The sequence below is a fragment of the Streptomyces sp. SDr-06 genome (assembly GCF_003324565.1).
Taxonomy (GTDB): Bacteria; Actinomycetota; Actinomycetes; order Streptomycetales; family Streptomycetaceae; genus Streptomyces.
Genome location: NZ_QOLA01000011.1, coordinates 230825 through 256559, shown reverse-complemented (window position 1 = coordinate 256559; position 25735 = coordinate 230825). Strand labels below are relative to the sequence as shown.

Genomic DNA, 25735 nt, shown 5'->3' with positions numbered 1-25735 from the left:
ACCACCCTGCACCGCTGGTGGCGAGCCTGGACGGACACCGACCCACCACCCGAACTCCAGGCCCTGATCGACGCGGTCACCGCCGGCAGACCCCTTGATCTTTACCGCCGGGTTTAACGAACTACCGATACGAAGGGGTCACCGCCTGGTCAGCACTATCCAACCGAGACTCTGTGCAGGCATCGACGCTTGTGGAGACCCGCGAGCGCACCCACACATGGAGAAGAACTCGACCAGAAAGAACAGAGACACTGCCACTAAAGACCACCTATTGATCACGTTCGGCGAGATTCCGACATCGCGCGCCCCCCATGATGCAGCGCTCTAGCCTTCGGCGAGGGGCGAGACGATGATCTCGCCTCGGTCGAGAGACCGGGACAATGCGAGCGCGAGGAGAGAGCACTATGGCCGGGCAAAGTGGAAATAATCTGCCGGTGTACACCGAGATCATCGAGGTGACGCCCGAAAGATGCTCGAGCTGGATGACCAAGAGGACATGCAATCGAGTCCCTTTGAAGCGCTCCAATGTAGATAAGTTCAAGAACATTCTCCGCAAGGGGGACTTCCGCACCACGCATCAGGGGTTCGCGCTCGACTGGCACGGTTGCCTCATCGATGGACAGCACCGCGCCGCAGCGATCATCGAGACCGATACAACCGTAACCGCACAGGTCACGTACAACCTCAGCCCCGACACGTTCACCGCCATTGACGGTGGCCGCGTCCGCACTGCGGGCGACTTCGTCGCGCAGATCACGGAAATGAGGCAGGCCAATGCCAACGTGTACGCGGCCGCGCTAAAGGTTCTCGCTAACCGGACGGCGGGACACTCCTGGATGCGCTGGACCAGCGGCCGACTCACCGCCGAGGAGCTGCAGGAACTCGTGGTGAAGTGGCCCGTCCCCGAGGATCACATCCTCCGCCTGGTAAGCAAGGGGAAGCAGTGCCATGCCAGCGCAACAGGCTTGATCGTGGCCTATAAAATCATCACGGAAGCATGGCCGGAGCAGGTCGCAGACCTATTTTTTGACGGCATCGGCGAGGCGAGCCGCGAATTCGTCGGTCGAGACCCCCGGGCCATGTACACAAACACCATGCTCAGCGTGAACCGCGGGATGGTCAGCCGGGACAGCGTGCAGCAGTCAGCACAGGCAATCAAAGCTTTCAACGCCCTTGTCTCCGGCGAGTCCATCGGCACCCTGAAGAAGATGAAGTTGGGTGGCATCAAAACCGTTCTCGACCGAAGGACCGGCGAGGAGATCCAACAGGAATATCTGGCGGATCGTTTCCCAGAAGTCGTTTCGCAGACAGTCGTCCCCAATGACAAGTGGCTCGGGGAGGGCGGCGTGAGGCTCTTCGGTTAGGGAGGCTGGGACCGCGCCGTGCTGTCCGAAGCGCGGCTCTCGATGCCGCGCCCAGGACGGTGGCGTGCAGAATCCGTGGCCGGCCTGGTCTCAGTTCTGGTCCCATTCGCCCCCGACCGGGACCGTCCGGACGAGGGCTCGCGGAACGCCCCGCCGCAGGTCAGGACGCCCCCCGGCCCCACCCGGACCTCCGTACGAACATTTGGAAGGCGTGTTGGGGGCAACCCCTCACGAGTTCGAATCTCGCATCCTCCGCAGCCGCCTGTACAGGCGAAACGAAGCGGCCCCGCTGATCGCAGCGGGGCCGCTTCGTTGTTCACTCAAGCACCGTTGTCCCGGTTTTTGTCCCCAGGCGGCGTCCGGGGCTCCCCAGATGGCATCGGCGATCTTCCAGGCCACCTCCTTGAGCAGGGCGTCCGGCACGTGCAGGTACCTCGCCCGCATGCTTGCCGAGGTGCCAGGCCCCCACCCCGTGATCTGATCGATGCCCCGGTCCGGGACACCGAGCAGCACGAGCACGGTGTCGTCCGTGCGCCGAGCGTCGTGCAGCCGGGCGTTCCGAACCTGGCGGCTTCCAACAGCCGCTTCCAGTAGTGCTGGTCACTCCTACGCCAGTGCCTCACCGGGCACAATTCCGAGGAGACCGACCGCGAGGTGGAACGCTTCGATGCGCGGTCAACGGGGCAGTCGAACAGCCACGGAACGGTTGCCGTGATTCCAGATGTAGACACCACTGGTGCCTGCGCCGTACCAACTCTCCGGCCCGACCTCGGCCGTGAGAGACGGGTACTCGCTTATGGAATCCCAAACCTCGGCCGGGTCCACCTGCCTGTACGGCTGGTTGAAGACCAGAGCGGGCCTGCCGGTGGTCCGCGAAAGCCACGTGGTCGTGTGGTCGTAGAACCCCGGCCTGCCTTGGCACTCCCTCTTGGCGTAGCGGCCCCTGTCGAGCCAGTGGAGTCCGGACGAACACCCCGTGTTGCCGCTCTTGAGGTCGTGCCGGTCCGCCCAGTCCAACAGATCCGCGCGCATCTGGATGTAGATGTTCGGGCCGTAGGGCCAGTGCACGCCGTCGGCGTCACGGTCGAGCACGTCCCGGGCGTGGTCATCCAGAGAGCTGATCAGTTCCTTCTGATCGGCGCTCTGGCAGCGCCGGCACCACCACTTCGCTTCTCCGATCCCGGAGCCAAAGAACAACCCCTGCCGGGACCGTCCGCATCTCTCGCAGTCGTACATGCTCTTGCTCCTTCGCTTGTCGCCGGACCCGATTCGGTGCAGTGGGAACGGATCAGGCGGTTCCCTCCCTGTAGATGAGTGAGAACCGCAGAACCATCCGACTCCCAGCGGTTCGGAGCCACGCGCGGGGCGCGCTTCAGCGGGCCCCGAGCCACAGAGTTGATCAACTCACCACAGCGAAACTGGCTCTCTTCGTCCTGCGCGTCGTCCTGGCCTTTGTCCGGTGCATCGCCGACCGCCACCGTTCACCGCCGTACGCGCCCTCTCTGACCTGCTCCCTGAGTCCCCGCGAACGCCCCCGGACGGGCGCGCGGTGTCGGCAGGACGGTCGCCGGACACCGTGGCCCCGGCAAGACGTTCCTGTTGGACGTCACCATCCGCGCTATCGATTGCTTTCATGCGACCGAAGCCGCCGACGCGGAGCCGCGCGACAGATCAGCAGCGCACCGACCATCCACATGCGCCCTACCAATCCGTTCCATGCCGGCGTCAACCCGGAGGGTGGGACGTTCGCGCGGCCCGCCCTCCGATGTCGCCCTCGGCCCGGCGGCGGCCAGCCCTCAGTCCCATCTCCTCGCGAACTCGACTCCGGCCAGCAGGTCGACGATCCGCACGATCGGATCATCGAGCCCCATGGCCACCAACACATCGGCGGGAAGGACTACGTACTTCCCCTTCTCCTTCGTGACACGGCAGGGGAAGCGGCCCGCCCTCACCAGTCCGCACGCCTTCCCTGCGTCGACCCCGAGGAGATCTGCCACCTTGCGTAGGGGCATTGGCTCACCCAGCCACTCCGACAGTCGCCTTGCGCTCGGGGTCACTCGGCTTCCTTCTGCAGTCCCCCGAGTTCGTCGGACTCGCCCCCGGGCATCTGCCGCGAACCGGAGTCGAGGAACGCGGCCAAGAGCCCGAGGCGGTGCAAGGTAGCGCCCATGCATTCGCCGCTGATGCGCTCCCCCAGCAAAGAGCCCACCTCACCGACGGCCTGGACGTCCGACTCGTTGCGGATGGGCGAGTAGTCGCCGTCAAGGAGGCTCGCACGGTCGACAAGGTTGTGCGGATCCGTCGTACGCTCGGCCGGATCAGACCGCTCCACCGCCCAGCCGGCGGCATTGGCAGCCCGGATGACCTCATCACGGACGTCATCGGCTTCAGCAGCCAGTGCCAGCCCGTACAACGCGCCGACGAGCATGGCTGACCTCACCTCTGCGACATCGACGCAGAGCCTCCTTGAGACTCTCGCGGCCGACTTCCGCAGGTAGGGGATGATGAAATACAACGCAAGCAACTGGCCGCGCTGAGCCAAGTTCGGCACGTCGCTTCGGGCATCGCGCCCCACGCACCGCCACAGCGCATCCCGCACAGCAGCATCGGCGGCATCCCGTGCCGCCGCTTCCTTTGCCTCTGAGAGCGTGAGGTGCTCGCCGACCGAACATCTCTCCCCGGGTACATGTGGACAGACCAACTGACCACCGAGCAGCTGCGGAACCTTTAGCTCGATCGACCTGAAGACGTCTGCCGAAGGCAGCAGGGACATGGGCTCTCCTCCTGTCGTTCCGTCAACGGCAGGAGGCTCGCCATCACGAAGGACCACCATCCTCATCCGACGCAGCAAGCGCTGATGAGAGTGAACGACACGCAGTGGCCGAGTGAAGCGGTACGAGTTGGCGATCACTCATGGGCAGGGCTCACGGATTGGCTATGGGCCTCCTTGCCCTCTGGGTCACGGCAATCTGGTAGGGGCATTCACACCAAGAGTATGGTGACTTGTATGGCAACCAAGAAAGTAACGGTGACGATCCCCGAAGATCTCCTGGACGAGATCCGCGCCGAGGCGGCTGAGCGGGGACTTTCGGCGTACGTCGCCGAAGCACTGCGATTCAAGCGCGATCGGGACCGGCTGCTGGAACTGGTCGACTGGCTGCAGGAGGAACACGGCGCGGTCACCGAGGACGAGCGCGCGGCAGCACTCTCGGAGCTGGAAGATCTCGACGCCGAGCACGAGCGTCGCCTCGCCGTGGGAGGACACAACGCGAGCGAGGCTGCGTGACCAAGCGAGCCAGTGCGCACGGGCAGCGGCCACTGCGCGTCTTCGTGCTCGACTGCGAAGCCCTGTCCCTCGCTGTGCGTGGCGACCGGAAGATGATCGCCTGGCTGGATCTCGCAGCACGGGGCGAAGCCGAAGCGGTCACGTCGCCCATGACACTGGTGGAGGCGTACGACGGCAGAACCACCGAGCAGCGCTGGGACTGGGTGCTCTCCCGGCTCAAAGTCGCCGACATCGGGAAGGACGAGGCACGCCAGGCCCGTCGGCTCCTGTCCGACGCCAAGCTTCACGGCCACAAGTACGCGATCGACGCGGTGCTCGCCATTATCGCCCGACAGCAGAAAGGGCAGGTCACCGTCTTCACCTCGGACGTGGACGACTTGGAGAAGCTGGTTCCGGAATCGATCGTCGTCAAGCGGGTATGACCGGCACCCTGGTCTCAGTTGTGGTCTCATTCGTCGCCGTCCGGCGCCGTCCACCATCCGTCCCATGGCCTACTCCACCCCAGGTCAGAACACCCCCGTCCCTCCCCGAACCCCCAGACGAACAGTTGGAAAGCGTGTTGGGGGCAACCCCTCACGAGTTCGAATCTCGTATCCTCCGCCAGTGCCTCACCGGGCACGATGTCGATGGGCCCCACTGTTCGCAGTGGGGCCCTTCGACGTTCGTGGTCTTTTCCAGGGCGCCGAGATGCGTGACGGGTGTCACAAGGGGGGTTCCTCCGGCTGGCGGGGGATGCGGACCGTGTCCGTCGGGCGTAACGGGCGCCGTCTGGCGGCCAGTTGGGCCGGTTCGGTCGGGTGGTTGCGCGGGCCGCGCTGGCGGGGCGGGGCACCGGCCAGGAGGATGCTCGTGCGGTACAGGTACTGCACCTTGATCCGCAGAGCCCAGGGGTCGATCGGTTTGATCAGGTAGTCGGCGACGCCCAGGTGCAGGGCCTGCGCGGCCATCTCGCTGTCCTGGCCCATGCCAGTCACCAGGATGACGGGTATCAGCTGCGTCTGGGTCAGGCGGCTCAGATAGCGCGCGACGTCCAGGCCGCTGACGCCCGGCATCACCACGTCGAGGACCGCGACCGCTATCCCCCCGTGCAGCGCGGCCTTGAGGGCGTCGTCCCCGCTGGTCGCGAGCTCCAGCGGATACCCGAGCGGCGCGAGGATGCTCTCCATGGCGAACAGGTTGTCCTCGTGGTCGTCGACCAGTAGCACCTTCATGTCCGCGGACATGGCCCCATCACCTTCACTCGGGAGCGCCGGATAGGCATATGCCCGTTCGCGGTCGCTCGTACGCAGTCGAGGAGCACCCCGGTCGCGTGCATGTGGGGAATGCACATGTGGCGTGCGCGTGCCGGACCGTCCGCACACGGTCGCAGGCCGGCTTGTGTGGTCCGAATTCTCGCACCGGGCGGCCCGGAACATCAGGGTGTCGACAGTGCCGCTTGTCCGCGCCCCTTGGCGGCACGGGGTGCCGACACGCAAGTGCCACTGGCCCATGTCCCGCCCCACTAACCCCTATGGGTGAACCGTTGCCCGTGCGTCCCGCCCTCCGCCCGGGGGCCCGCGGAATCAGCCAGGGCCGCAAGATCGGGTTCCCCCGGTCATATGCACCGGCGGTCCCGCTGGTCTGAACCACCTTTCACCGTGCGGAACTTGATCCGTTCCAGCCTCCAGAATGACCGGATGATGATCCCGTCATCCCCTTTCACGCGGTACGCGGCCCCGTGTGGCGCACGGTGAACGCACTCGCCACCACGGCCCGCGACCGGTCGGCCGCCCTCACCCCCGCGGTGATCGGCGCCGCCCTCGTGATCGTCGCCGGCTGGCTGCTCCTCGCCGTCGTCCCCGGCGCCCTGGACCAGGAGCGCGCCTTCGTGGCCGCAGCCGCGTGTCCGGTGGCCCAGGCCTCGACCGAGTGCAGGCACACCGTCACGGCCACGGTCACCTCCGCCGCGGCCGACCACAAACACCGCTCGACGTACTACTGGCTGGGCTTCGGCCACGTACAGGACGAGCCCGTGGCGCTGCCGGGGCGGCTGAAGACCGGGCCGCTGAGGTCCGCCGCGCCGGGCCGGGCCGCCGCAGTGGCGCCGCGCCGCGTCAAGATGGACGGCCGGACCCCGGTGTTCGCCGCCGTACACCCCGGCACCGCGCTTCACCTCACGTACTGGCGCGGGGAGATCAGGTACGTCGACTTCCAGGGGCTGCGCCAGTACACCGTGGCGGATCCGCGGGGCGGCTACCGGCTGCCGTTCGCCGCGGCGCTCGTGCTGCTCTCCGTGGGAGGGGCCTGCCTGCGCGCCGCGTACTGCTCGGTCCGGCGCGCCGAGTCGTCCGCGCACGAGCGCTGGCGGCTCACCGTGCCGCTGGCCTCGGTGCTGCTGATCTCGTGCTTCGCCTTCGGTACGCCGTGGGTCACCGGCGGGGTGCCCACCGCCCTGCTGCTCACGGCGGTCGGGGCCGTGCCGGTGCTCGCCGGCGCCGCGTGGCTGACCCACCGCCACCACCGGCGCACCACCGACACGATCAAGGTGACCCCGCTGGTCCCCCTCGGCGAGGAGTGCTTTCCCGGCACGATCCTCGGCGAAGTCCCCTACAGCCACGAGGGGTTCGGCCATCTGCTGGCCGCGCCGGGGTACCTGGCCGCCACCCCCGACCCGGCGGGCCGGTTCGCCCGCCGCCCCGTGCCCCGCACCCTCACCGCCGTCCGGGTGCGCCCGCCCTACTGGACCGACCCCGGCCCCCGGCCCGCCCCCGGCGCCCAGGTCGTGGAGTGCCGGGACGGGGCGACTCCGGTGTACGTCGTGACCGAACCGCGGTACACCGCATGGGTGTTGGGGGCCCTGAAACGGCCCGCCGAGTCCCCGCAGCGGGCCGGTGCCACGGCGCGGCTGCTGTAGCGGGACCACACAGTGGCGCTGGATTGGGGCGCCGGTCCCCGGGGGGCGATCCGGGTGACACCTGGGCCCACATGTGGGCTGCCGCTATATCCCGAACGGTGCCGGGTAGCGGATCACCCCGGTCGGCGCCCCCGCCCCGTCCGACCGCAGCCGGAGCGCCATCATCGCCTCGTCCGGTACGTCGAAGGGGGCCCGGATGCCGAGTCCGGAGGCCGGGGCGAAGCCGAAGCGGGGGTAGTAGTCCGGGTGGCCCAGCACCAGGACCAGGTCCTCGCCCCGCTCCCGTGCGGCGTCGAGCGCGGCCCGCACTACGGCGGATCCGGCACCCGTGCGCTGGTGGCCGGGCGCCACGGCGACCGGCGCGAGGGCCAGCGCCGGGGCCTCGTCGACCAGGCAGCGGGTGAGCAGGGCGTGGCCCACGACCGTGCCGTCAGGAGCCTCGGCCACCACCGAGAGGCCCGGGATCCACGCCGGGTCCGCGCGCAGCGCGTCCACGAGGTCCGCCTCCTGCTCGGAGGGGAACGCGGCCACGTTCACCGCCCGCACAGCCGGGATGTCCTCCGGTCCCTCGGGCCGCGTGGTCCAGGTGGTGCGGGGCGACACGTGCGGGGACGCCGTACGCGCGGAGGGCGTGTGCGGGGCTGGGGTGTGCGGCGCTGCCGACGTAGGCGGGGACGCCATGTGGTCCGGGCACATGTCGGGGGACGGTGTAGCTGAGGTATCCATATGCGGCCGATCGTTCCATTTGCCCCTGCCCGGGGCGAGTGAATTTACGGCCCGGGCGGCCTGGAACGGGACCGCCCGGGCCGGTGGGCGGAGGCCTTCGAGCCCGGCAGAAGCCGGTGGGCCAACCCTGGGCCGCTGGGGCCGGGCCGTTGGGCCGACCCGGGGCCACCGAGGCCGGGTGTGGGCCGACCCCGCGCCGCTGGGCCGGGCGTGGGGCGACCCCGGGCCGCTGGGGCGGGTCCGGTGGCCGACCCCGCTCCTGGGCTGCCGCGCCCGTCAGTCGTCCGGGGTCTCCGCCGGGCAGCTCGTGCCCTCCTTCGGCACCGTGCCGTTCGTGAAGAAGGCGTCCGCCTTGGCCCGGATGCACTGGGAGGCCGAGTACGCCCCGTGCCCCTCGCCCTCGTAGGTGACGAGCACACCCGAGCCGAGCCGTTTCGCTGTGTCCTGGGCCCATGGGTACGGCGTGGCCGGGTCGCCCTTGCCGCCCACGACGAGGATCTTGGGCGCGCCCGGGTGGTCGATGCGGCGGATGTAGTCGGTACCCGCGGGCCACCCCGCGCAGGCGACGGCCTGCGCGGCCGCTCCGGTCCCGAAGTACGGGGATTCCTGGGCGAGTTGCTTCTGTACGGTGTCGAACTCCTTCGCCGGGTCGGCCGGGCGCTCCGGATCGTCCGCGCAGTTGATCGCGAGCAGCGCCTCACGCGAGTTGTCGGTCGCGGGCGTGTCCTCGGAGGCATCGCTGAGCGAGGCGAGGACGGTGGGGTCGCCCTCCTGAAGGAGGGCGGCGATCCCCGCGGACAGCGTCGGCCAGGCGGCCTGGCTGTAGAGCGCGGTCCGCACCGCGCTCAGGAGGTCGTCGCCGGTGAAGTCCTGGTTGTCGGCGCCCGTGACGGTCCTGCCGTCGGCGAGCTTCGCGACCGCCTGGTCGAAGGTCGCCCTCACCTCGGCGGGCGTGGTGCCGAGCTCGCAGTTCTGCTGGGCACAGCCCGTGAAGAACGTGTCGAGGGCCCGCTGGAACCCCTTGGTCTGCGCGAGGACGTCCCGTTCCGCGGAGCCCTGGAGCGTGTCGACCGCGTCCAGGACCATCCGCCCGGTCTTCTTCGGGAACTGGCTCGCGTAGACCGCGCCGAGCCGCGTCCCGTACGAAATCCCCAGGTAGTTGAGGTTCTTGTCGCCGATCACCTGGCGCAGGACGTCCATGTCGCGGGAGGTGTTGATGGTGCCTACGTGGTCGAGCACCGGGCCGGTCTTGCGGTGGCAGGCCTCGGCGATCCGTTTCGCCTCGGCGACCGCGGCGGCGCCCGAACCCGGCGCGTCCTGGCTCGCGCCCTCCAGCCGCGCCGGCTCGTCCTCGCCGCCGCAGCGCACGGGGGAGCTGCGCGCCACCCCGCGCGGGTCGAAACTCACCAGGTCGTAGTGCTGGGCGACGCCGCCGACGACGGCCCGGAACGCGGCGAGGCCGTCCACTCCGGACTCGCCCGGGCCACCGAAGTTGAAGACGACGGAGCCCTTGCGGTCGTCACCGTGCGCCGCGGTCCTGAAGCGGGCGACCGCCAGGGATATGGCGCCCTTGCCGAGGTCCGCGTAGTCGACCGGCACGCTGAGGGTGCCGCACTCCATCTCCCGTACGGAGTCGAGCAGTTCACCGGTCTGGCCCTCCGTGGGCTTGCAGGGCTCCCAGCCGATCTTCTGCTGGTAGAACCTGCCCAGATCCGGTTCCGGCCCGGCGGCGCGGGTGACTGCCGCGGGGCCGATCAACGCCAGCGCCGCACCGGCGCCGGCCGCGATCGCGCGTCGAGCGAGCATCGACTCACCCTTTCCGGAAGCCAAGCCCCCCGATCAGGCTAGACACCGCCGCCGGAACCCGCGCGCCGAGCCGTGCTCACGCTCGGTAGCCGTGGACGGCTTCGTCAGCTGCTCGGCGCCCGGTCTGCCAGCCACTGGGCGAAGTCGACGGCCCCCTGGGCCTCGGGGCGGGCCGACGCGAGGCGCCCGGCGCGCAGGGCCCGGCCCATCCGGCCGGGGATGGGGGCGGACAGGAGGGCGGCCCTGCGCGCCGTGGTCGCGCGCCAGGTCCTGGCCAGGGCGTGCAGATCGGTCCGCTCCGGGCCCGCGGCTTCGATCCGGCCGCTGCGGGGGGCGGCCTCGGCCGCGTCCGCGACGGCCCGGGCGGCCTCCGCGGCGGCCACGGGCTGGAGGACCACCCGCTTCGACGCGAACACGAAGCGGGCCCTGGCCGTCGCCGTGAACACCCCCGCGATCAGCTCGTGGAACTGGGTGGCCCGCACGATCGTCCACGGCACCGGGCCCGCCGTCACCGCGTCCTCCTGCGCCGTCTTGACCTTGTAGTAGGGCATCGGCACCCGGTCGCAGCCCACGATCGACACGCACACGTGGTGGCCCACGCCCGCGGCGCGCTCCGCCGCGAGAAGCCGCCGCGTGCCGTCCACGAGGGTGGCGCGCATGGTGCGCGGCGAGACGGAGTTCGCCGCGTCGACCACCACGTCGCAGCCCCTGAGCGCGGCCTCCAAGCCCTCGCCCGTGGACAGGTCGACGGGGTACTCGGCCGACCTGCGGCTCAGCACCCGCACCCGGTGCCCGCGCGCCCGGAGCTCGTCCACGACGTGGCGGCCGAGCGTGCCGGTGCCTCCGGCGACGGCGATGTCCAGGGTGGTGTCCCCGTCCGTGGGGGTGGCATCCATGGCGGCGCCGACGTTGGTGTGGCTCGGCTCCATGGGGTTCAGCCCCGAGGGGGTCGGCCCTGTGGTGCTCGGCCCTGTGGGGATCTGGATCGGGTTCTGGTTCTCGATGGGGTTCATGCCCAGAGGACGGGACAGCCCCGCGGTCTGTGACAGCGGGATCCGGCGCTCATGTGTGGAGCGAGTCCGCCGCCTCGCTGTGGCCCTCGGGCTCCAGCTGGATCGTGGAGTGGGCCACGTCGAAGTGGTCGCCGACGCAGCTCTGGAGCCGGGTGAGCAGGGCCCCATACCCGCTGGCCAGGGCCGCCTCCTTCACCACCACATGTGCGGTGAGAACAGGCATCCCCGAGGTGACCGTCCAACCGTGCAGATCGTGTACGTCGACCACACCCGGCTCGTCGAGGAGATGGCGGCGCACCTCGGCGAGATCCACGTCGTCCGGGGCCGCCTCCATCAGCACATGCAGGGCGTCGCGGAGCAGTCCGTACGTCCTCGGCACGATCAGCAGCCCGATGACGATGGAGGCGATCGGGTCGGCGGCCTGCCAGCCGGTGAGCAGGATGACCAGACCGCCCACGATCACCGCGACCGAGCCCAGCGCGTCGCCGAGCACCTCCAGATAGGCGCCGCGCAGGTTGAGGCTCTTGTCCTTGGCGTCCTTCAGGAGCCACAGCCCGACGAGGTTCGCGGCGAGTCCGCCCACCGCGACGGCGAACATCAGGCCGCCCTTGACCTCGACCGGCTCGCTGAACCGGCCGATCGCCGACCACAGGACCCAGACGAAGATCGCGGCGAGCAGCAGCGCGTTCAGGACCGCCGAGAAGATCTCGACGCGGTAGAAGCCGAAGGTGCGGCGGGGTGTCGGGGCCCGCTGGGCGAGGGTGATCGCGCCCAGGGCGAGGGACACCCCGACCGCGTCGGTGAGGCTGTGCGCGGCGTCGGCGAGCAGCGCGAGGCTGCCGGACAGCAGCGCGCCGACCACCTGGATGAGGGTGATCGACGCGCTGATGCCGATGGTCCACAGGAGCCTCGTGCGGTACGTGCCGCTGAGCGTGCCCGACGCGGCGGAGGGAGCGCCGTGGTCGTGTCCCATGCGCGCCTCCTCGTGCCGGGTGTGGCCCCCGCACATCAGAGGATCACGAGGCGTGGCCTCCCGCCACCGTGGGGACGGGCGCGGTGAGCGTCCCCGGCGCGGGCGCGGTGAGCGTCTCCGGCGCGGGCGCGGTGGGCGTCCCCGGGACGGGCGTGGTGGGGATTTCCGGTGCGGGCGCGGTGGGCGATCCCGGTGCGGGCGGGGCGGGGGGCTCCGGGACGGCCGCGGGCAGGCGTACGCGGTCCGCCGAGGTCCCGGCCCCCGTGGGCCGCATCCACAGCGGGGCGGCCCATGCCTGTGCGGCCGCCACATGTGCGGAGTCGCCATGGGGCAGGAGATCCGGGAGGTACTCGTCCTTGTAGCGGCGCACCGAGACATGCCAGTTCGCGATGCCCGCGATCCAGTCCTTGAGTTCGGCCACATAGGTGTCGAGGGCCTGTCGTCCGCCCGCGTCGAGCTCGAAGCCCTCGTAGAGGACGGGCAGTTCGTGGTCGATGACGTGCTGGAACTGGCGCAGCCGCGAACGCATCAGGTCGTCGACGATGCGCACGCCCGTCGGATAGTCGCAGTTGAAGAAGGACTGGACCACCAGGACACCGTTGTGCAGCTCGCCCTCGTACTCGATCTCCTTCTGGTAGGAGAAGAGGTCGTTGAGGAGGCCGCAGTAGTCGGTCGCCGCGTTCTCCAGGCTGCGGAGGGGGCCGCTCTCGTGGACCCCGGGCGGCAGTTGGCCCGCGTGCCGCAGCCGGGACAGGGCCATGGTGAAGTCGGAGCCGAAGGTGAGGCGGCGCATCTCCACATGGTCGACAGGGTCGGGGATGCGGTGCTGGGCGTGGTTGTGCAGCTCCCAGAGCCAGCTCTCCAGCATGGCCTCCACGGCACGGCGCAGGTCCGCGCGGGCCTCCAGGGGCATCGGCTCCGCGGTGCGGGCCCACAGGTCGGCGAGGCCCCGCTCCATGGGGGAGCGCGCCCGGGAAAGAGCGGCCCGCGGCTCGTCGACCGGCATGCACGCCAGGAGTCGCTGGTTGTTCGCCCGCGCCCCGGCCAGGTGGTGCGACCGCCCGTACACCAGCGGGTAGTAGTCGTCGCCGTACGTGCCCCAGGTCAGCCATTGGGCGCTGAGTTCAAGCTCCTCCGGTGTGGCGTCGGGGTCGAGTCCGGCCGAGCAGAGCGCGAGGTCGTAGGCCTCCAGCTTGTCGGCGTCCCAGATGTCGTCGAGGAGCCCCATCCGCTCCGCCCAGGCGATGGACAGCTCATGTGCGCGGCCCCTATGGGGGCTGAGCTTCAGTGGGTACGGCATGTCGAGGTCGGGCAGCAGGGACGGGCCGACCTTCTGCATCGGTACGTGGGTGAAGCTGCGCAGGCGGGCCTCGGCCGGGCGCCCGAACAGGGTCGTGATGTCGAGCGCCGAGGTGCCGAGCACCCCCGAGAAGAGGGAGGGCCCGATGACGGCGTCCTCGTTCATGTAGCGGCTGGAGCGCAGGTGCCATTCGTGGCCGCCGGACTGCCAGTCCTGGAGCCCCTTCACGTACGCCGCGACGCGCGCGTACTCGTCCGGCGCGAGGCCCATCTCCACGCACAGGGCCGGGACTTCGGTGAGCGCGGTGTTCTCGAACTGCTGGAGCCGCGAGGTCAGCAGGTCGTTGACGGCCTCGGCGGCCTCCTGGGTGGTGCAGCCGAGGAAGGTCTCAAGTACCAGGACGCCGTTGCTGAGTTCACCCTCGTCCTCGACCTCGCGCTGATAGGAGAACAGGTCGTTGCGCAGGTGGACGGCGTCGGAGAAGGCGTCCGTGAGCACGCGCAGCGGCCGCGATCCGGCTACCGGGGCGGGGAGTTCGGCGTGGGCGGCGTACTCGATCAGCCCGGCCGACCAGGGCGCGCCACCCACCTTGCGGCGCATCTCGATGTACTCGACCGGGTTGGCGATCCGCCCGGTGTTGATGTTGGCGAGCTCCCACAGCGACTCGTTGAGCAGGTTGCGGGTGCTGAGGGCGAAGCGTTCGCGCCAGGCCTGCGTCATCGTCGGAACGGTGCGGGCCCACAGGTCGGCGAGGCCCGCCTCGACCGGGTTCGTCGCCTCGGGGAAGCCGTCGGCGAGGTCCATCGGCATGAAGGCGGGCAGGCGGTCGAGGTACTCCTTGCCGCCCTTGCGGTCCAGGGACCGTTTGAACATCTCCAGGAAGTGGTCGTCGAAGAAGAAGACCCACACGTACCAGTCCGTGACCAGGGCGAGCTGTTCCGGGTCGCAGTCGGGGTGGGTGTACGAGCAGAGCAGCGCGTAGTCGTGCGCGTCGAGGTCCTCCGACCGCCAGACCCCGGACCCCTCCAGCATGCCCATGTCCCGCGCCCAGGTGCGGGAGTGCGCCCTGGCCGACTCCAGGTGGGGGTTGAGCCGGGCCGGATACGGCAGATAGAAATCCGGCAGGACGAAAGGCTGGCTCACTGCGGTGCCCTCCAGATGCGCACATGATGGACCGCCCCGAACTACCCAGCGCCCACGGGACCATTCGGGGTCAGTACGCCTGTCATACGAAAGCGTGAGTCGGTTCGAAAGGGGGTGCGTGGGGGCGGGGGTGGTGGTGCCCGGGTCGCCGCCACGGACCTCCGCACGCCACCCGGACTCCCGCACGGCCGGCCTGCCCCCACATGAGCTAGCACCACATGAGCTACCGCCACATGTGTCCGCACCACACGTGTCCCCGAGTGTCCGCGTGCGGCGAGATCGTCGTCCGTCGATCATCTAGACATGAACACAACCCTTCGGCTCGCCCAGCGGCCCGAGGCCGACGAGCTGCTCGGCCGCAGCCCGCTGGCCGCCCTGGTCGGCATGCTGCTCGACCAGCAGGTCCCGATGGAATGGGCGTTCTCCGGCCCGTACACGATCGCCCAGCGCATGCGGGTGGACGATCTCGACGCCGGGGCCATCGCCGCGTACGACCCGGAGGCCTTCACGGAGCTCCTCAAGGAGAAGCCGGCCGTCCACCGCTACCCGGGGTCCATGGCCAAGCGGATCCAGCAGCTGTGCCAGTTCCTGGTGGAGGAGTACGGGGGTGACGCGGCCGGGGTCTGGACGGGTGTGGCCTCCGGGGCCGAGCTCCTGGACCGGCTCCGGGCGCTGCCCGGCTTCGGCGAGCAGAAGGCGAAGATCTTCCTCGCGCTCCTGGGCAAGCAGCTCGGGGTCCGCCCCGCGGGGTGGCGCGAGGCCGCGGGGCCCTATGGCGAGGAGGACTGCTTCCGGTCGGTGGCCGACATCTCGGGGCCGGAGTCCTTGGCGAAGGTGCGGGCGTACAAGCAGGGAGTGAAGGCGGCAAAGCCGCCCAAGTAACCCGGGGCGCCCCCACCCCCTTCCGGGGCTCCGCCCCGGACCCCGTTCGCGCCTAAAGGGCGCTCGTCCTCACGCCGGACGGGCTGAAGATGCCAACGCTGGGCCCCCTACAGGGGCGCGGGGAACTGCGCGAGAAGCGGGCACGGTCCGCAGACCGAAGGGGGGTTAAGGGGCGCGGGGAACTGCGCAAAAGCCTGCCCCCAGGGCCGAAGCCTCCCGGCAGGGGCTACCTTCGGCGGGTGCCGAAGAGGGAGCGGGAGATCTCCCGCCCCAGCTGCGCCCCCACCGACCTCGCCAGCGAGCGGAAGATCCCGCTGCTCACCACCTGCTCCGCCAGCGACGCGTCCTTCTTCGGGCGGGCGGCAGAGCCCGGGTCGGGGCGGTCGAGGGCGGCCGTCACCGCCTGGGCCTCTCTCGCCTGCTCCGCCGCGGACAGCTTCTCGAAGGCCGATTCACGGTCGACCGGCTCCGCGTAACGGCCGTACAGGACCGAGGACTTGACGGCCTGGTCGAGCGCGGCCGGGTCGATGGGCGCCATCAGGGACCGCGGTGCGCGCAGCCTCGTCGCGGCGACCGGGGTCGGGGCGCCGTTCTCGCTCAGTACGGTGATGACGGCCTCCCCCGTGCCGAGCCCCGTGAGGAGTTCCTCGAGGTCATACGGGGAGCGCGGGAAGGTCCGTGCGGTCGCCTTCAGGGCCTTCGCGTCGTCCGGGGTGAAGGCCCGCAGCGCGTGCTGGACGCGGTTGCCGAGCTGGGCGAGGACGTCGCCGGGGACGTCCTTGGGGGTCTGGGTGACGAAGAAGACCCCGACGCCTTTGGAGCGGATCAGCCGCACCGTCTGGGTGATCGACTCAAGGAACGCCTTCGAGGCGCCGTTGAACAACAGGTGCGCCTCGTCGAAGAAGAAGACGAGTCTGGGCCGGTCCACGTCCCCGACCTCGGGCAGCTTCTGGAAGAGGTCGGCGAGCAGCCACATCAGGAACGTGGAGAAGAGCTGGGGTTTGTCCTGGACGGCGGGCAGTTCGAGGACCGACACCAGGCCCCGGCCGTCCGGCGCGAGCCGCGTCAGCTCGCTCGTGTCGAACTCCGGCTCCCCGAAGAACGATTCCGCTCCCTGCTGCTCGAACGCGGTGACCGACCGCAGGATCACCCCGGCCGTCGCGGGCGACAGACCGCCGATCTGCTTGAGTTCCGCCTTTCCCACGTCGGAGACGAGGAATCCGACGACCGCCTTGAGGTCCTTCAGGTCGTACAGCTCAAGGCCCTTGGTGTCGGCGTAGTGGAAGATCAGCCCGAGCGACTGCTCCTGGGTCTGGTTGAGCTGGAGCACCTTCGACAGGAGGACGGGTCCGAAACTCGTGACCGTGGCGCGCAGCGGGATGCCGGGGCCGATGCCGCCGAGCCCGTAGAACTCGCAGGGGAATCCCGCCGCCTCCCAGTCCTGGCCGACCTGTGCCGAGCGTTCGGCCACCTTGTCACCGGGCTTGCCCGGGGCGGAGATCCCGGACACGTCGCCCTTCACGTCGGCGAGGAAGACCGGCACGCCGTTGGCGGAGAGCTGTTCGGCGATCAGCTGGAGGGTCTTGGTCTTGCCGGTGCCGGTGGCCCCGGCGACCAGGCCGTGCCGGTTGAGCATGGAGAGGGGGATGCGGATCGGCGCGTCCGGCAGGCACCGGCCGTCCCACAGGAGGGCGCCCAGTTCCAGCGCGGGGCCGGTGAAGGCGTATCCGGCGGCGATCTCGGCGGCGGGCGGCGGCAGCGGTACGTCGGCCGGCGCGGGCGCGGCGGAGGGGGCGGGGGGCGTGGGTGTTTCGGCGGGCGCCGGTGCGGGATCCGTCGCTCCGGTTCCGTCCGGCCCGGCGCCGCCCGCGGGCTCGGGCGCGGCCGCCGTCTGGTCGCTGTCGGTCATGACCGGCCCCCTGAGTCGGTTTTCCTGTGCTTTGCCCAGAATTGCACTCGTGCTCCATGGCTGCGCCCGGAGCCGGTGGCCCGGTAGGCTTTCCGTGTGATCTTCAAGCGCATCGGAAGTTCCCGGCCGTACCCCGACCACGGCCGGGAAAGCACGCGGCAGTGGGCGGATGTGGCGCCGCGCCCGGTCCGGCTCGATCAGCTCGTGACCACCAAGGGTCAGCTCGACCTGGAGACCCTCCTCGCCGAGGACTCCACGTTCTACGGCGACCTCTTCGCGCACGTCGTGAAGTGGCAGGGCGACCTCTACCTGGAGGACGGGCTGCACCGGGCGGTACGGGCGGCGCTCCAGCAGCGCCAGGTCCTGCACGCCCGTGTACTCGAAATGGACTGAGTCCGACAGCCGGGTGAGCCTTTCGGACCCTTTGCGGCGCATACGGGCGCACACGCGCGCCAACCGTTGATCATTTAGTAGGCATCGTCCCGGGTCGGCACTACCCTGCGCCTATGAGCATGCTCACTCCCCCCGGCATGGGCGGAAAGTACCGCATCAAGGGTGACGCGTACCCGCGGATGCGACGTCCCCGAAAGCGCGGCCGGCTGGTCCTCGCGCTGGTCGGCGCGGTCGTGGCCCTCGGCCTGATCGGCTGGGGGACGATCCAGCTCATCGACGTGTTCGGGGGTGGCGGCGGCAAGGCCAAGGCCTCCGCCGGGCACCAGAAGGACTGCCCCTCGCCCGTGGCTTCGGGCCCGCCGCAGGCGCTGCCCAAGCCCGCGCAGATCACCGTCAACGTCTACAACGCGACCCCGCGCGGCGGCCTCGCCAAGTCGGTCGCCGACGAGCTGAAGAAGCGCGGCTTCGCGATCGGCAAGGTCGGCAACGCGCCCGCCGAGTACGACAAGAAGGTCCCGGGCAACGGGGTGCTGCTCGGCGCCCCCGCGGCGACCCACGGCCCCTTCTCCGTGCTGGGCGCGCAGCTCAAGGGCGCGGCCCAGAAGACCGACAAGCGCGACACGCCGGACGTCGACCTGATCCTGGGGACCACGTTCGCCGACCTGAACACGCCGAAGGACGCGGACACGGCCCTGGCCGCCCTGGCCAAGCCCGCACCCGCGCCCTCGGGGAAGTGCTGAGAACGGTTCGGGAGAGCTAGTCGGCGGTGCCGTACATCCGGTCGCCGGCGTCGCCCAGGCCCGGCACGATGTAGCCGTGCTCGTTGAGGCGCTCGTCGACCGAGGCGGTCACCACGGTCACCGGCGTGCCCGCCAGCTCGCGCTCCATGACCTCGACGCCCTCGGGGGCGGCGAGCAGCACCACGGCGGTCACGTCGTCGGCGCCGCGCTTGATGAGCTCGCGGATCGCCGCGACCAGCGTGCCGCCGGTCGCCAGCATCGGGTCCAGCACGTACACCTGACGGCCGGAGAGGTCCTCGGGCATCCGCGTCGCGTACGTGGAGGCCTCCAGGGTCTCCTCGTTGCGGATCATGCCGAGGAAGCCCACCTCGGCGGTCGGCAGCAGGCGCACCATGCCGTCGAGCATGCCGAGACCGGCCCGCAGGATCGGGACCACCAGCGGACGCGGGTACGAGAGCTTCACGCCCGTCGTCGGCGTCACCGGGGTCTCGATGTCCACCTGCTCGGTGCGCACGTCCCGGGTGGCCTCGTAGGCGAGCAGGGTGACCAGCTCGTCGGCGAGCCGCCGGAAGGTCGGGGAGTCGGTGCGCTTGTCGCGCAGCGTGGTGAGCTTGTGCGCCACGAGAGGGTGGTCGACGACATGGATCCGCATGACGTCCACAGTAACCGGGGCGTAGCGGCCCCGCGTCCCACCTGTTGCCCCTTCATGCTGGCGTCAAGAGCCCGAACGGGGGGAAGGTGGAGAACAGGAACCGACCCGGGGCGGTGTGAACCAATGCCGGACGAGCACGACGCGGAGCGACAACCGGAGAGCGACGCGGAGCGGCGGCGACGGCGCGCCCAGTTCCTGCGCGAGCTGCACGAGGCGAAGGCGCTGCGCGACCGGGTCCAGCCCCGGCGCGCCCGCGCGGCCCGTATGCGCCAGGCCATGCGCATGCGAACCTTCCGCTGGTGACCCGCGAATTTGGCGCTCTGGGGCCGGAATCGCGGCGATCGGGAAGCGTGGCCGCGGCGGCCCGGAACCCGTGAAGACGGCGACCGGAAAAACGCAACCGCGGAAGAACTCTCGCAACCGCGGTGTTTTCTGCCACGATTCCGAATGAAGCCACAGCCGGGGGGACCCCCAACCGGCACGCCTATGACCAGTGGGAGAGTCACGGTGTACTTCGCCGCACTGCTCGCGCGCACCGAAGACGGGTGGGAAGCGAGCGACACAGAGCTCGACGATGTGGAGACGCTGTCCGATCTGGCCGATCTGGCCCGGGAAGCAGCCGCCGACGGGGCCGATGACACGGTGCTCGTCTTCATCGAGCAGGAGGACGCCTGGTTCGGCGTCGTCCGCGTCGACGGCGAGGAGGACCCGCGCGTCTTCGTCTCCAACGCCGCCGTCGCAGCCCGCTCCTCGTACGGGGCCATGCTCACCGACGAACTGCTCGGCCACGACCAGGACGACGAGGAGGACGAGCTGGACACCCTTGACCTCGACGGCACGGAGGACGGATACGAAGACGAAGCGGCCGACGCGGCCGACGTCGCGGAGGTGCCGGACGGCGGGGACGACCCGTCGGACAGCGCGGTGCCGACCGGGCCGCTCGGCGAGAGCGCGATCCTCGCCGACCTCGGGGTGAGCGAGCGCCGGCTCCTCGCTCTCGACGGCGACGCCCTCGTGACGATCGCGGACGCGCTGGGCGCCGCCGAGGTCCTGGAGGCCGTCCGCTAGTGCTCCACCCGCACGATCCCGTACGCGACCGATGGGCGGAGCCGATGCGCTCCGCCCTGGCCGGGGCGGTACAGGCCGAGTCGGCCGGCGATGTGCCGGTCGGCGCGGTCGTGCTCGCCCCGGACGGCTCCCTGCTGGCGTCCGGGCACAACGAGCGCGAGGCGACCGGCGATCCGACCGCGCACGCGGAGGTCCTCGCGATCCGGCGCGCGGCCCGCAGGACCGGCGAGTGGCGGCTGACCGGCTGCACGCTCGTCGTCACCCTGGAGCCGTGCGTGATGTGCGCGGGCGCCATCGTCCAGTCCCGGATCGACCGGGTCGTCTACGGGGCCCGCGACGAGAAGGCGGGCGCGGCCGGTTCGCTGTGGGACCTCGTGCGCGACCAGCGGCTCAACCACCGTCCCGAAGTGGTCTCCGGCGTGCTCGAAGAGGAGTGTTCGGCCCAGCTGACGGCCTTCTTCCGGCAGCGGTGACCCAGCTCTCGCCGAACCGATTTCAAACCACGGCCCACCTTGGGCTAAGCTCTCTCTCGGTAGCGTGTCCGAGCGGCCGAAGGAGCTCGCCTCGAAAGCGAGTGTGGGGAAACTCACCGAGGGTTCAAATCCCTCCGCTACCGCTTGTGAAGGGCCCCGACAGTGTCGGGGCCCTTCTTGCGTGCCGGTCCGCCGCACGCCCGCGGATGCGAAGAAGCCCCGGTCGGGGGGATGACCGGGGCTTCGACGTGGGGACGGGGGGAACGGCATCGGGGGGACAAGCCGCTCCCCCCGATGAGAACAGAACCTGCAAGTCCTGCGCCGCAGTCAGGGGGGAAGCTCGCGGCGCGGACCCCGCAGTGAGGCCCTGTTCCTCGCCCACCGCATTCCTGCCAGATGTGGTGGGCTCAGGAACCATCCTGCTCCCGCGTCACGTCCGTACCGTCGGGCAAAGGGCCCCGATCGCCGGGCCCTTGGTCCTTAAAGGCCGGGTGAGGTCCGGCGGGGTGGCGGTTAGACTCACCCGACCGCACAGGGGTGGCGCCGTCGCCGGGAGGGGCAAGGCACAGTGGACGTCAAGAAGGTCCTGCTCTACATCGCCGTGGTCTTCGTGCTCTACACGATCATCACGTCGCCGGTGCAGGCCGCCGGGATGGTCCAGACCGGGTTCGAGGGCATATCGAGCGCGGCCAAGGGCGTCGGCCAGTTCATGACCAACCTGGTTCGCTGAGCCGCTCGGACCGCACCCCGTCGTAGCCGTAGTAGGAGAGTTCATGATCCGCCACCTGGTGCTGTTCAAGCTCAATGAGGGCGTCGAGCGCGACGACGAGCGTGTCGTCGCCGGCGTGAAGGCCTTCGAGGAGCTCGACGGGGTCGTCCCCGAGATCGAGTTCTGGGAGTGCGCCTGGAACATCACCGACCGGCCGATCGCGTACGACTTCGCCATCAACTCCGCCGTGGCGGACGAGGACGCGCTGAAGCGGTACATCGAGCATCCGGCGCACCAGGCCGCGGCCGGCCAGTGGCGCGAGTTCGCCACCTGGGTGATCGCCGACTACCCGTTCTGATCCGCGGCCCGCGATCCGGCACGCGGTCCCGGCCGCGGGCGACGTGGCCCCGCACCTGAGAGGTGCGGGGCTTTTCCATGCCCCGGCCACCCCCGGACCGGACCATCCCACAGGGGCCATCTGCCCCAACTTGCCCTCAACACGTGGTTATACGGTGCTTGCACACAGTGGACATGTCTTGTGATGCTATGACCGCTTTTGACGGATGAGTTGACCGAGGACTAAGGGGTGGCGTGACCGTGCCGGCCAGTACTACGCCTCAGGTGCCGCCCCAGAACGAGCCCCCGGACGCCCCCGAAGTGCCCGCCCAGGACTCCTCGGAGGGCCCCAGGGGCCCCGCCAGAACCTCCACCAGGGGTGCGGACACCCGCGCCCTCACCCAGGTGCTGTTCGGCCAGCTCAAGGGGCTCACGCCCGGCACCCCGGAGCACGGCCGGGTGCGCGCGGCGCTGATCGAGGCGAACCTGCCGCTGGTGCGGTACGCGGCCGCCCGGTTCCGCAGCCGCAACGAGCCCATGGAGGACGTCGTCCAGGTCGGCACGATCGGCCTGATCAACGCGATCGACCGGTTCGACCCGGACCGCGGCGTGCAGTTCCCCACCTTCGCGATGCCCACCGTCGTGGGCGAGATCAAGCGGTACTTCCGCGACAACGTGCGCACCGTCCACGTCCCCAGGCGCCTGCACGAACTGTGGGTGCAGGTGAACGGCGCCACCGAGGACCTGACGACCCTGCACGGCCGCTCCCCCACCACCGCCGAGATCGCCGAGCGGCTCAGGATCGGCGAGGACGAGGTGCTCGCCTGCATCGAGGCGGGCCGCTCGTACCACGCGACCTCCCTCGAAGCCGCCCAGGAGGGCGACGGGCTGCCCGGGCTCCTCGACCGGCTCGGTTACGAGGACCCCGCGCTCGCCGGTGTCGAACACCGCGATCTGGTCCGCCATCTGCTCGTACAACTGCCCGAGCGGGAGCAGCGGATCTTGATGCTCCGCTATTACAGCAATCTGACGCAGTCCCAGATCAGCCAGGAATTGGGAGTGTCGCAGATGCATGTGTCAAGGCTTCTGGCCAGGAGCTTCGCCCGACTTCGATCCGCAAATCGAATCGAGGCATAACCGGATCGAGTGACCCGGGCTCCCGTCCTGGTCCGGCAAAAAATTTCTGACCGAAAAACCCCACACCCCCTGTTTCCTGCACGTACTCGGGCCCCCCTTGTCGACATGTCACTACAGCGTGTTGCCGACATGTGACATTCTGCGGAAACCGCGTTTGCCGCAGCCCCGCCTCCGGTATTCAGGTGGAGGCTGCTTCCTCCGATGGTCGTGGCCCGACGCGACCGTCCGCGACCGCCGCAACTTCAAGGGGGTTGGCATGTCCGCAGAACAGGGCAGCTCGAAGGTGCTCACGCTCACCAAGAGCGCACCCGTACCGACCGTGCGCCGACACGCCGCAAACACCGCAGCCATCGACACCCGCACGCTGTCCCGCTCCCTGTTCCTGCGCCTCGCCACGCTGGACGACGACAGCCCGGAGCGTACGTACGTACGCGACACCCTCATCGAGCTCAACCTGCCGCTCGTGCGGTACGCGGCCGCCCGGTTCCGCAGCCGCAACGAGCCGATGGAGGACATCGTCCAGGTCGGCACGATCGGGCTGATCAAGGCGATCGACCGGTTCGACTGCGAACGGGGCGTGGAATTCCCGACGTTCGCCATGCCCACGGTCGTCGGTGAGATCAAGCGGTTCTTCCGCGACACGTCCTGGTCGGTGCGGGTGCCGCGGCGCCTCCAGGAGCTGCGGCTCGCCCTCACCAAGGCCAGCGACGAGCTCGCCCAGAAGCTCGACCGCTCGCCCACCGTCCCCGAACTGGCCGCCGTACTCGGCGTGTCCGAGGAGGACGTGGTCGACGGGCTCGCGGTCGGCAACGCCTACACCGCCTCCTCGCTCGACTCGCCCGCCACCGAGGACGACGGCGGCGAGGGCTCGCTCGCGGACCGGCTCGGCTACGAGGACACGGCCCTCGAAGGCGTCGAGTACCGCGAGTCGCTCAAGCCGCTGCTCGCCAAACTCCCTCCCCGGGAACGGCAGATCATCATGCTCCGCTTCTTCGCGAACATGACGCAGTCGCAGATCGGCGAGGAGGTCGGCATCTCGCAGATGCACGTCTCGCGCCTGCTCACCCGCACGCTGGCCCAGCTCCGCGAAGGCCTCATCTCGGACTGACGCCCAACCCGGCCCGCACCCTGGTTAATTGACGCACCGTCAGCCACACTGGCGCGATGCGACGACGTGCTGCGCTCATCGGCGTTCCGGCGGTGCTGGTCCTGGGCCTGGGCGGCGCCCTCGCGGCCTGTGCCGACGGGGGCGGGCGGCCGGGATACGTCGCGGTCGGCGCCGCGGGCACCGGGCCCTCGGCCCCGGACCGCGCGGTGCCGCCCCAGGACGGGGTGCGCCTGGTCCCGCTGGACGGCTCGGCCGCGCCGCCACCGTCCGGCGCCTCGCGTCCGGGTACTGATACGCCTTCGACGCCGCCCGCGTCCGGCGGCCCGGCCGGGCAGACGCCCGCCGCCCCGGTGTCTCCAGTGTCCCCAGGGGCACCCTCGAACGCCCCTGCGCCGCCCGGCCGTTCACCCTCGGCGGGCTCCCCGGGCACACCGGGAGCTCCCGCCTCCCCCGGCACTCCCACCACCCCGTCCGGCACGCCCTCCGGCTCCACCGGGCCCGCGCCGGGGCCCGCGATGCTCAGCCTCGGGGCGCCCAGCCGCTCGGCGGGGGATCACCGGTGGTGCGAGGACGTGACCGTCCCGTTCCGCAACAGCGGGGGCACGGCGGTGAAATCGGGCACCGTGGTGTTCGCGACGCACATCATCGGGCTGCTCGGGGTGGACTGGGCGACCATCACGACGAGCCAGGCACTGCCGGTGCCGATCACGGCGGGGGCGAGTACGTCGCGGACGTACGGGGTGTGTGTGGATGCGTGGCGGGTGCCGCTGGGGATGCACGTGGAGACACGCTCGGTGACGGCCAGTTGGGGGTAGGGGGCTTCGTTTCCCCACCTCCGCCCGGTCCCGGGGAGGCTTGAGGCCCGGTCAGCCCAGGGCGAGCCAGGCCACCGCCGCGAGGATCGCGAGGACCGCGATCACTCCGACGATCAGGCCGACGCGGGGGCTGGCCGGGGCCGCGGCCGGGGTCGCCGCCTGGCGGCCCTGCGGCGCGCCCTCGTCTACGAAGGCGCGGAACATCTGCGTGGAGCCCGCCGGGTCGTAGTTGCCCTCGGGACCCTGGGGTGCGTGGGGGTTGTGTGCCATGGGGCAGGACCCTAGCGAAGATGGGCATCGGGCCCAACCCCCGCCCCCGCGCGCGGGCGGTCACGGCGCGCCACGATCCCCTCGGAGAAGGGGTCCGCACCGCCCCCACCTGGGGCTTGGGTTTCCATATGCGAAGGCTTTGCGTTTCCTTTGCCGCCGAGGCCCCAATTTAGTTTGCCTTCGGCAACCAACAATCTTATGGTTGCCCTAAGCAACAAGATGTCGGGAGGTGTCCATGGCCGCGCAGAGCCTCTACGAGGAGCTGGCCCGCCAGCTCAGCGCCATCGGCGCCGTCAAGCGCGGACTCGCGCGGATCCTGCCGCCCGAGTGCCCGGGCGGCTCGGCCGCCGTGCTCACCCTCCTGGAGCGTCACGGCGAGATGCGGATCAGCAGGCTCGCCGAACTCCTGGCGGTGGACATGTCGGTGACGAGCCGTCATGTCGCGCACGTGGCTCAGCGGGGCTGGATCGAGAGGTCCGCCGACCCCGCCGACAAGCGCTCGCGGATCCTGCGGCTCACCCCCGCGGGCCAGGCCATGATCGACGAACTCGGGCTGCGCACCACGGAGATGTTCGCGCACACCCTGAGGGACTGGTCCGACGACGAGGTCGGGCAGCTCAACACGATGCTGGCCCGCCTGCGCGACTCCTTCGGGGACTGCCGGGCACCCCACGTCCGGGCCCCCGAGGCCCCCGAGGCGCGGGCTTCCGAAACCCGTACACCCGCTTAGCAACACACC

General features: G+C 70.2%; 28 protein-coding genes, 1 tRNA gene and 1 pseudogene. 17 read left to right on the top strand and 13 right to left on the bottom strand.

The features are described 5' to 3' along the window. Positions 1 to 434: 434 nt before the first annotated feature. Entirely contained in the window at positions 435 to 1364 is a 930-nt protein-coding gene (locus DT019_RS23075; RefSeq protein WP_114038778.1) for a hypothetical protein, read from the top strand. A gap of 320 nt (positions 1365 to 1684) precedes the next feature. Here the strand turns inward: DT019_RS23075 and DT019_RS40365 are convergent. The 4 genes and pseudogenes from DT019_RS40365 to DT019_RS40360 all read right to left on the bottom strand — a co-directional run. Further along, positions 1685 to 1969, bottom strand: a pseudogene (locus tag DT019_RS40365) (site-specific integrase); the annotation flags it as partial. A gap of 70 nt (positions 1970 to 2039) precedes the next feature. Continuing rightward, complete coding sequence (locus tag DT019_RS23065; RefSeq protein ID WP_114038777.1) at positions 2040 to 2600, bottom strand: hypothetical protein; 561 nt, start codon at positions 2598 to 2600, stop codon at positions 2040 to 2042. Between the two features lie 560 nt (positions 2601 to 3160). Continuing rightward, positions 3161 to 3361, bottom strand: coding sequence for a hypothetical protein (locus DT019_RS23060; RefSeq protein ID WP_147267344.1), 201 nt, complete (start codon positions 3359 to 3361; stop codon positions 3161 to 3163). Between the two features lie 56 nt (positions 3362 to 3417). After that, positions 3418 to 4137 carry a hypothetical protein gene (locus DT019_RS40360; RefSeq protein ID WP_223279718.1) on the bottom strand — a complete coding sequence of 240 codons (720 nt, stop codon included), beginning with the start codon at positions 4135 to 4137 and terminating at the stop codon, positions 3418 to 3420. 234 nt (positions 4138 to 4371) lie between these two features. On the opposite strand from DT019_RS40360, the gene DT019_RS23050 reads away from it, so the two are divergent. Together DT019_RS23050 and DT019_RS23045 are read left to right on the top strand one after the other, a co-directional pair. Beyond that, complete coding sequence (locus DT019_RS23050) at positions 4372 to 4650, top strand: CopG family transcriptional regulator (protein WP_114038775.1); 279 nt, start codon at positions 4372 to 4374, stop codon at positions 4648 to 4650. Continuing rightward, positions 4647 to 5072, top strand: a complete 426-nt coding sequence (locus DT019_RS23045) for a hypothetical protein (protein ID WP_114038774.1) — start codon at positions 4647 to 4649, stop codon at positions 5070 to 5072. The genes DT019_RS23050 and DT019_RS23045 overlap by 4 nt, the downstream gene beginning before the upstream one ends. Before the next feature lie 279 nt (positions 5073 to 5351). Here DT019_RS23045 and DT019_RS23040 read toward each other — a convergent pair whose 3' ends face one another. Next, positions 5352 to 5873 (bottom strand): two-component system response regulator, encoded by a 522-nt coding sequence (locus tag DT019_RS23040; protein WP_114038773.1) that lies wholly within the window; start codon positions 5871 to 5873, stop codon positions 5352 to 5354. A gap of 506 nt (positions 5874 to 6379) precedes the next feature. Here DT019_RS23040 and DT019_RS23035 point away from each other — a divergent pair. Beyond that, entirely contained in the window at positions 6380 to 7543 is a 1164-nt protein-coding gene (locus DT019_RS23035; protein WP_147267343.1) for a hypothetical protein, read from the top strand. An 84-nt stretch (positions 7544 to 7627) separates the two neighbouring features. Here DT019_RS23035 and DT019_RS23030 read toward each other — a convergent pair whose 3' ends face one another. From DT019_RS23030 to DT019_RS23010, 5 genes are all read right to left on the bottom strand, one after another. Beyond that, a complete protein-coding gene (locus DT019_RS23030) occupies positions 7628 to 8146 on the bottom strand; it encodes a GNAT family N-acetyltransferase (protein WP_223279717.1) in 519 nt (172 codons plus the stop codon). Positions 8147 to 8545: 399 nt separating this feature from the next. Then, the gene (locus DT019_RS23025; RefSeq protein WP_114038771.1) at positions 8546 to 10075 is read right to left on the bottom strand and encodes an alpha/beta hydrolase; all 1530 of its coding nucleotides are present in this window, start codon (positions 10073 to 10075) and stop codon (positions 8546 to 8548) included. Positions 10076 to 10179: 104 nt separating this feature from the next. Further along, positions 10180 to 11088, bottom strand: coding sequence for an SDR family oxidoreductase (locus DT019_RS23020; protein WP_223279716.1), 909 nt, complete (start codon positions 11086 to 11088; stop codon positions 10180 to 10182). 49 nt (positions 11089 to 11137) lie between these two features. Continuing rightward, positions 11138 to 12061, bottom strand: a complete 924-nt coding sequence (locus DT019_RS23015) for a cation diffusion facilitator family transporter (RefSeq protein WP_114038770.1) — start codon at positions 12059 to 12061, stop codon at positions 11138 to 11140. Positions 12062 to 12104: 43 nt separating this feature from the next. Beyond that, positions 12105 to 14504, bottom strand: a complete 2400-nt coding sequence (locus DT019_RS23010; protein WP_223279715.1) for a terpene synthase family protein — start codon at positions 14502 to 14504, stop codon at positions 12105 to 12107. Between the two features lie 303 nt (positions 14505 to 14807). Here DT019_RS23010 and DT019_RS23005 point away from each other — a divergent pair, with 303 nt between their 5' ends. Beyond that, positions 14808 to 15386 (top strand): HhH-GPD-type base excision DNA repair protein, encoded by a 579-nt coding sequence (locus DT019_RS23005; protein ID WP_114038769.1) that lies wholly within the window; start codon positions 14808 to 14810, stop codon positions 15384 to 15386. Between the two features lie 226 nt (positions 15387 to 15612). Here the strand turns inward: DT019_RS23005 and DT019_RS23000 are convergent, their stop codons facing one another. Then, a complete protein-coding gene (locus DT019_RS23000; protein WP_114038768.1) occupies positions 15613 to 17295 on the bottom strand; it encodes a helicase HerA-like domain-containing protein in 1683 nt (560 codons plus the stop codon). Positions 17296 to 17391: 96 nt separating this feature from the next. Between DT019_RS23000 and DT019_RS22995 the strand changes: the two genes are divergently transcribed. After that, complete coding sequence (locus tag DT019_RS22995) at positions 17392 to 17688, top strand: type II toxin-antitoxin system VapB family antitoxin (protein ID WP_114038767.1); 297 nt, start codon at positions 17392 to 17394, stop codon at positions 17686 to 17688. A 113-nt stretch (positions 17689 to 17801) separates the two neighbouring features. Next, positions 17802 to 18428 carry a LytR C-terminal domain-containing protein gene (locus tag DT019_RS22990; protein ID WP_114038766.1) on the top strand — a complete coding sequence of 209 codons (627 nt, stop codon included), beginning with the start codon at positions 17802 to 17804 and terminating at the stop codon, positions 18426 to 18428. A gap of 16 nt (positions 18429 to 18444) precedes the next feature. Here DT019_RS22990 and upp read toward each other — a convergent pair whose 3' ends face one another. Further along, on the bottom strand, positions 18445 to 19080 hold the full coding sequence (gene upp, locus DT019_RS22985; protein ID WP_114038765.1) for a uracil phosphoribosyltransferase: 636 nt from the start codon (positions 19078 to 19080) through the stop codon (positions 18445 to 18447). A 123-nt stretch (positions 19081 to 19203) separates the two neighbouring features. On the opposite strand from upp, the gene DT019_RS22980 reads away from it, so the two are divergent. The 9 genes from DT019_RS22980 (at position 19204) to DT019_RS22945 (ending at position 24726) form a co-directional block, all read left to right on the top strand. Next, the gene (locus tag DT019_RS22980; protein ID WP_114038764.1) at positions 19204 to 19383 is read left to right on the top strand and encodes a hypothetical protein; all 180 of its coding nucleotides are present in this window, start codon (positions 19204 to 19206) and stop codon (positions 19381 to 19383) included. Between the two features lie 204 nt (positions 19384 to 19587). Beyond that, positions 19588 to 20148 carry a hypothetical protein gene (locus tag DT019_RS22975; protein ID WP_114038763.1) on the top strand — a complete coding sequence of 187 codons (561 nt, stop codon included), beginning with the start codon at positions 19588 to 19590 and terminating at the stop codon, positions 20146 to 20148. A 44-nt stretch (positions 20149 to 20192) separates the two neighbouring features. Further along, entirely contained in the window at positions 20193 to 20621 is a 429-nt protein-coding gene (gene tadA / locus DT019_RS22970; RefSeq protein WP_114038797.1) for a tRNA adenosine(34) deaminase TadA, read from the top strand. Between the two features lie 58 nt (positions 20622 to 20679). Then, positions 20680 to 20764: transfer RNA gene (locus DT019_RS22965), tRNA-Ser, on the top strand. A gap of 425 nt (positions 20765 to 21189) precedes the next feature. After that, on the top strand, positions 21190 to 21351 hold the full coding sequence (locus DT019_RS39700) for a hypothetical protein (RefSeq protein WP_189389838.1): 162 nt from the start codon (positions 21190 to 21192) through the stop codon (positions 21349 to 21351). 43 nt (positions 21352 to 21394) lie between these two features. Then, the gene (locus DT019_RS22960; RefSeq protein WP_114038762.1) at positions 21395 to 21688 is read left to right on the top strand and encodes a Dabb family protein; all 294 of its coding nucleotides are present in this window, start codon (positions 21395 to 21397) and stop codon (positions 21686 to 21688) included. A 239-nt stretch (positions 21689 to 21927) separates the two neighbouring features. Continuing rightward, a complete protein-coding gene (locus tag DT019_RS22955) occupies positions 21928 to 22803 on the top strand; it encodes an RNA polymerase sigma factor SigF (protein ID WP_114038796.1) in 876 nt (291 codons plus the stop codon). A gap of 256 nt (positions 22804 to 23059) precedes the next feature. Then, positions 23060 to 23911, top strand: a complete 852-nt coding sequence (locus DT019_RS22950; RefSeq protein WP_114038761.1) for an RNA polymerase sigma factor SigF — start codon at positions 23060 to 23062, stop codon at positions 23909 to 23911. Positions 23912 to 23967: 56 nt separating this feature from the next. Further along, complete coding sequence (locus DT019_RS22945; protein WP_114038760.1) at positions 23968 to 24726, top strand: hypothetical protein; 759 nt, start codon at positions 23968 to 23970, stop codon at positions 24724 to 24726. Between the two features lie 51 nt (positions 24727 to 24777). Here DT019_RS22945 and DT019_RS22940 read toward each other — a convergent pair whose 3' ends face one another. Then, positions 24778 to 24996, bottom strand: a complete 219-nt coding sequence (locus DT019_RS22940) for a hypothetical protein (protein ID WP_114038759.1) — start codon at positions 24994 to 24996, stop codon at positions 24778 to 24780. 235 nt (positions 24997 to 25231) lie between these two features. Here DT019_RS22940 and DT019_RS22935 point away from each other — a divergent pair, with 235 nt between their 5' ends. Then, entirely contained in the window at positions 25232 to 25726 is a 495-nt protein-coding gene (locus tag DT019_RS22935) for a MarR family winged helix-turn-helix transcriptional regulator (protein WP_114038758.1), read from the top strand. The last annotated feature ends 9 nt before the right edge of the window (positions 25727 to 25735 follow it).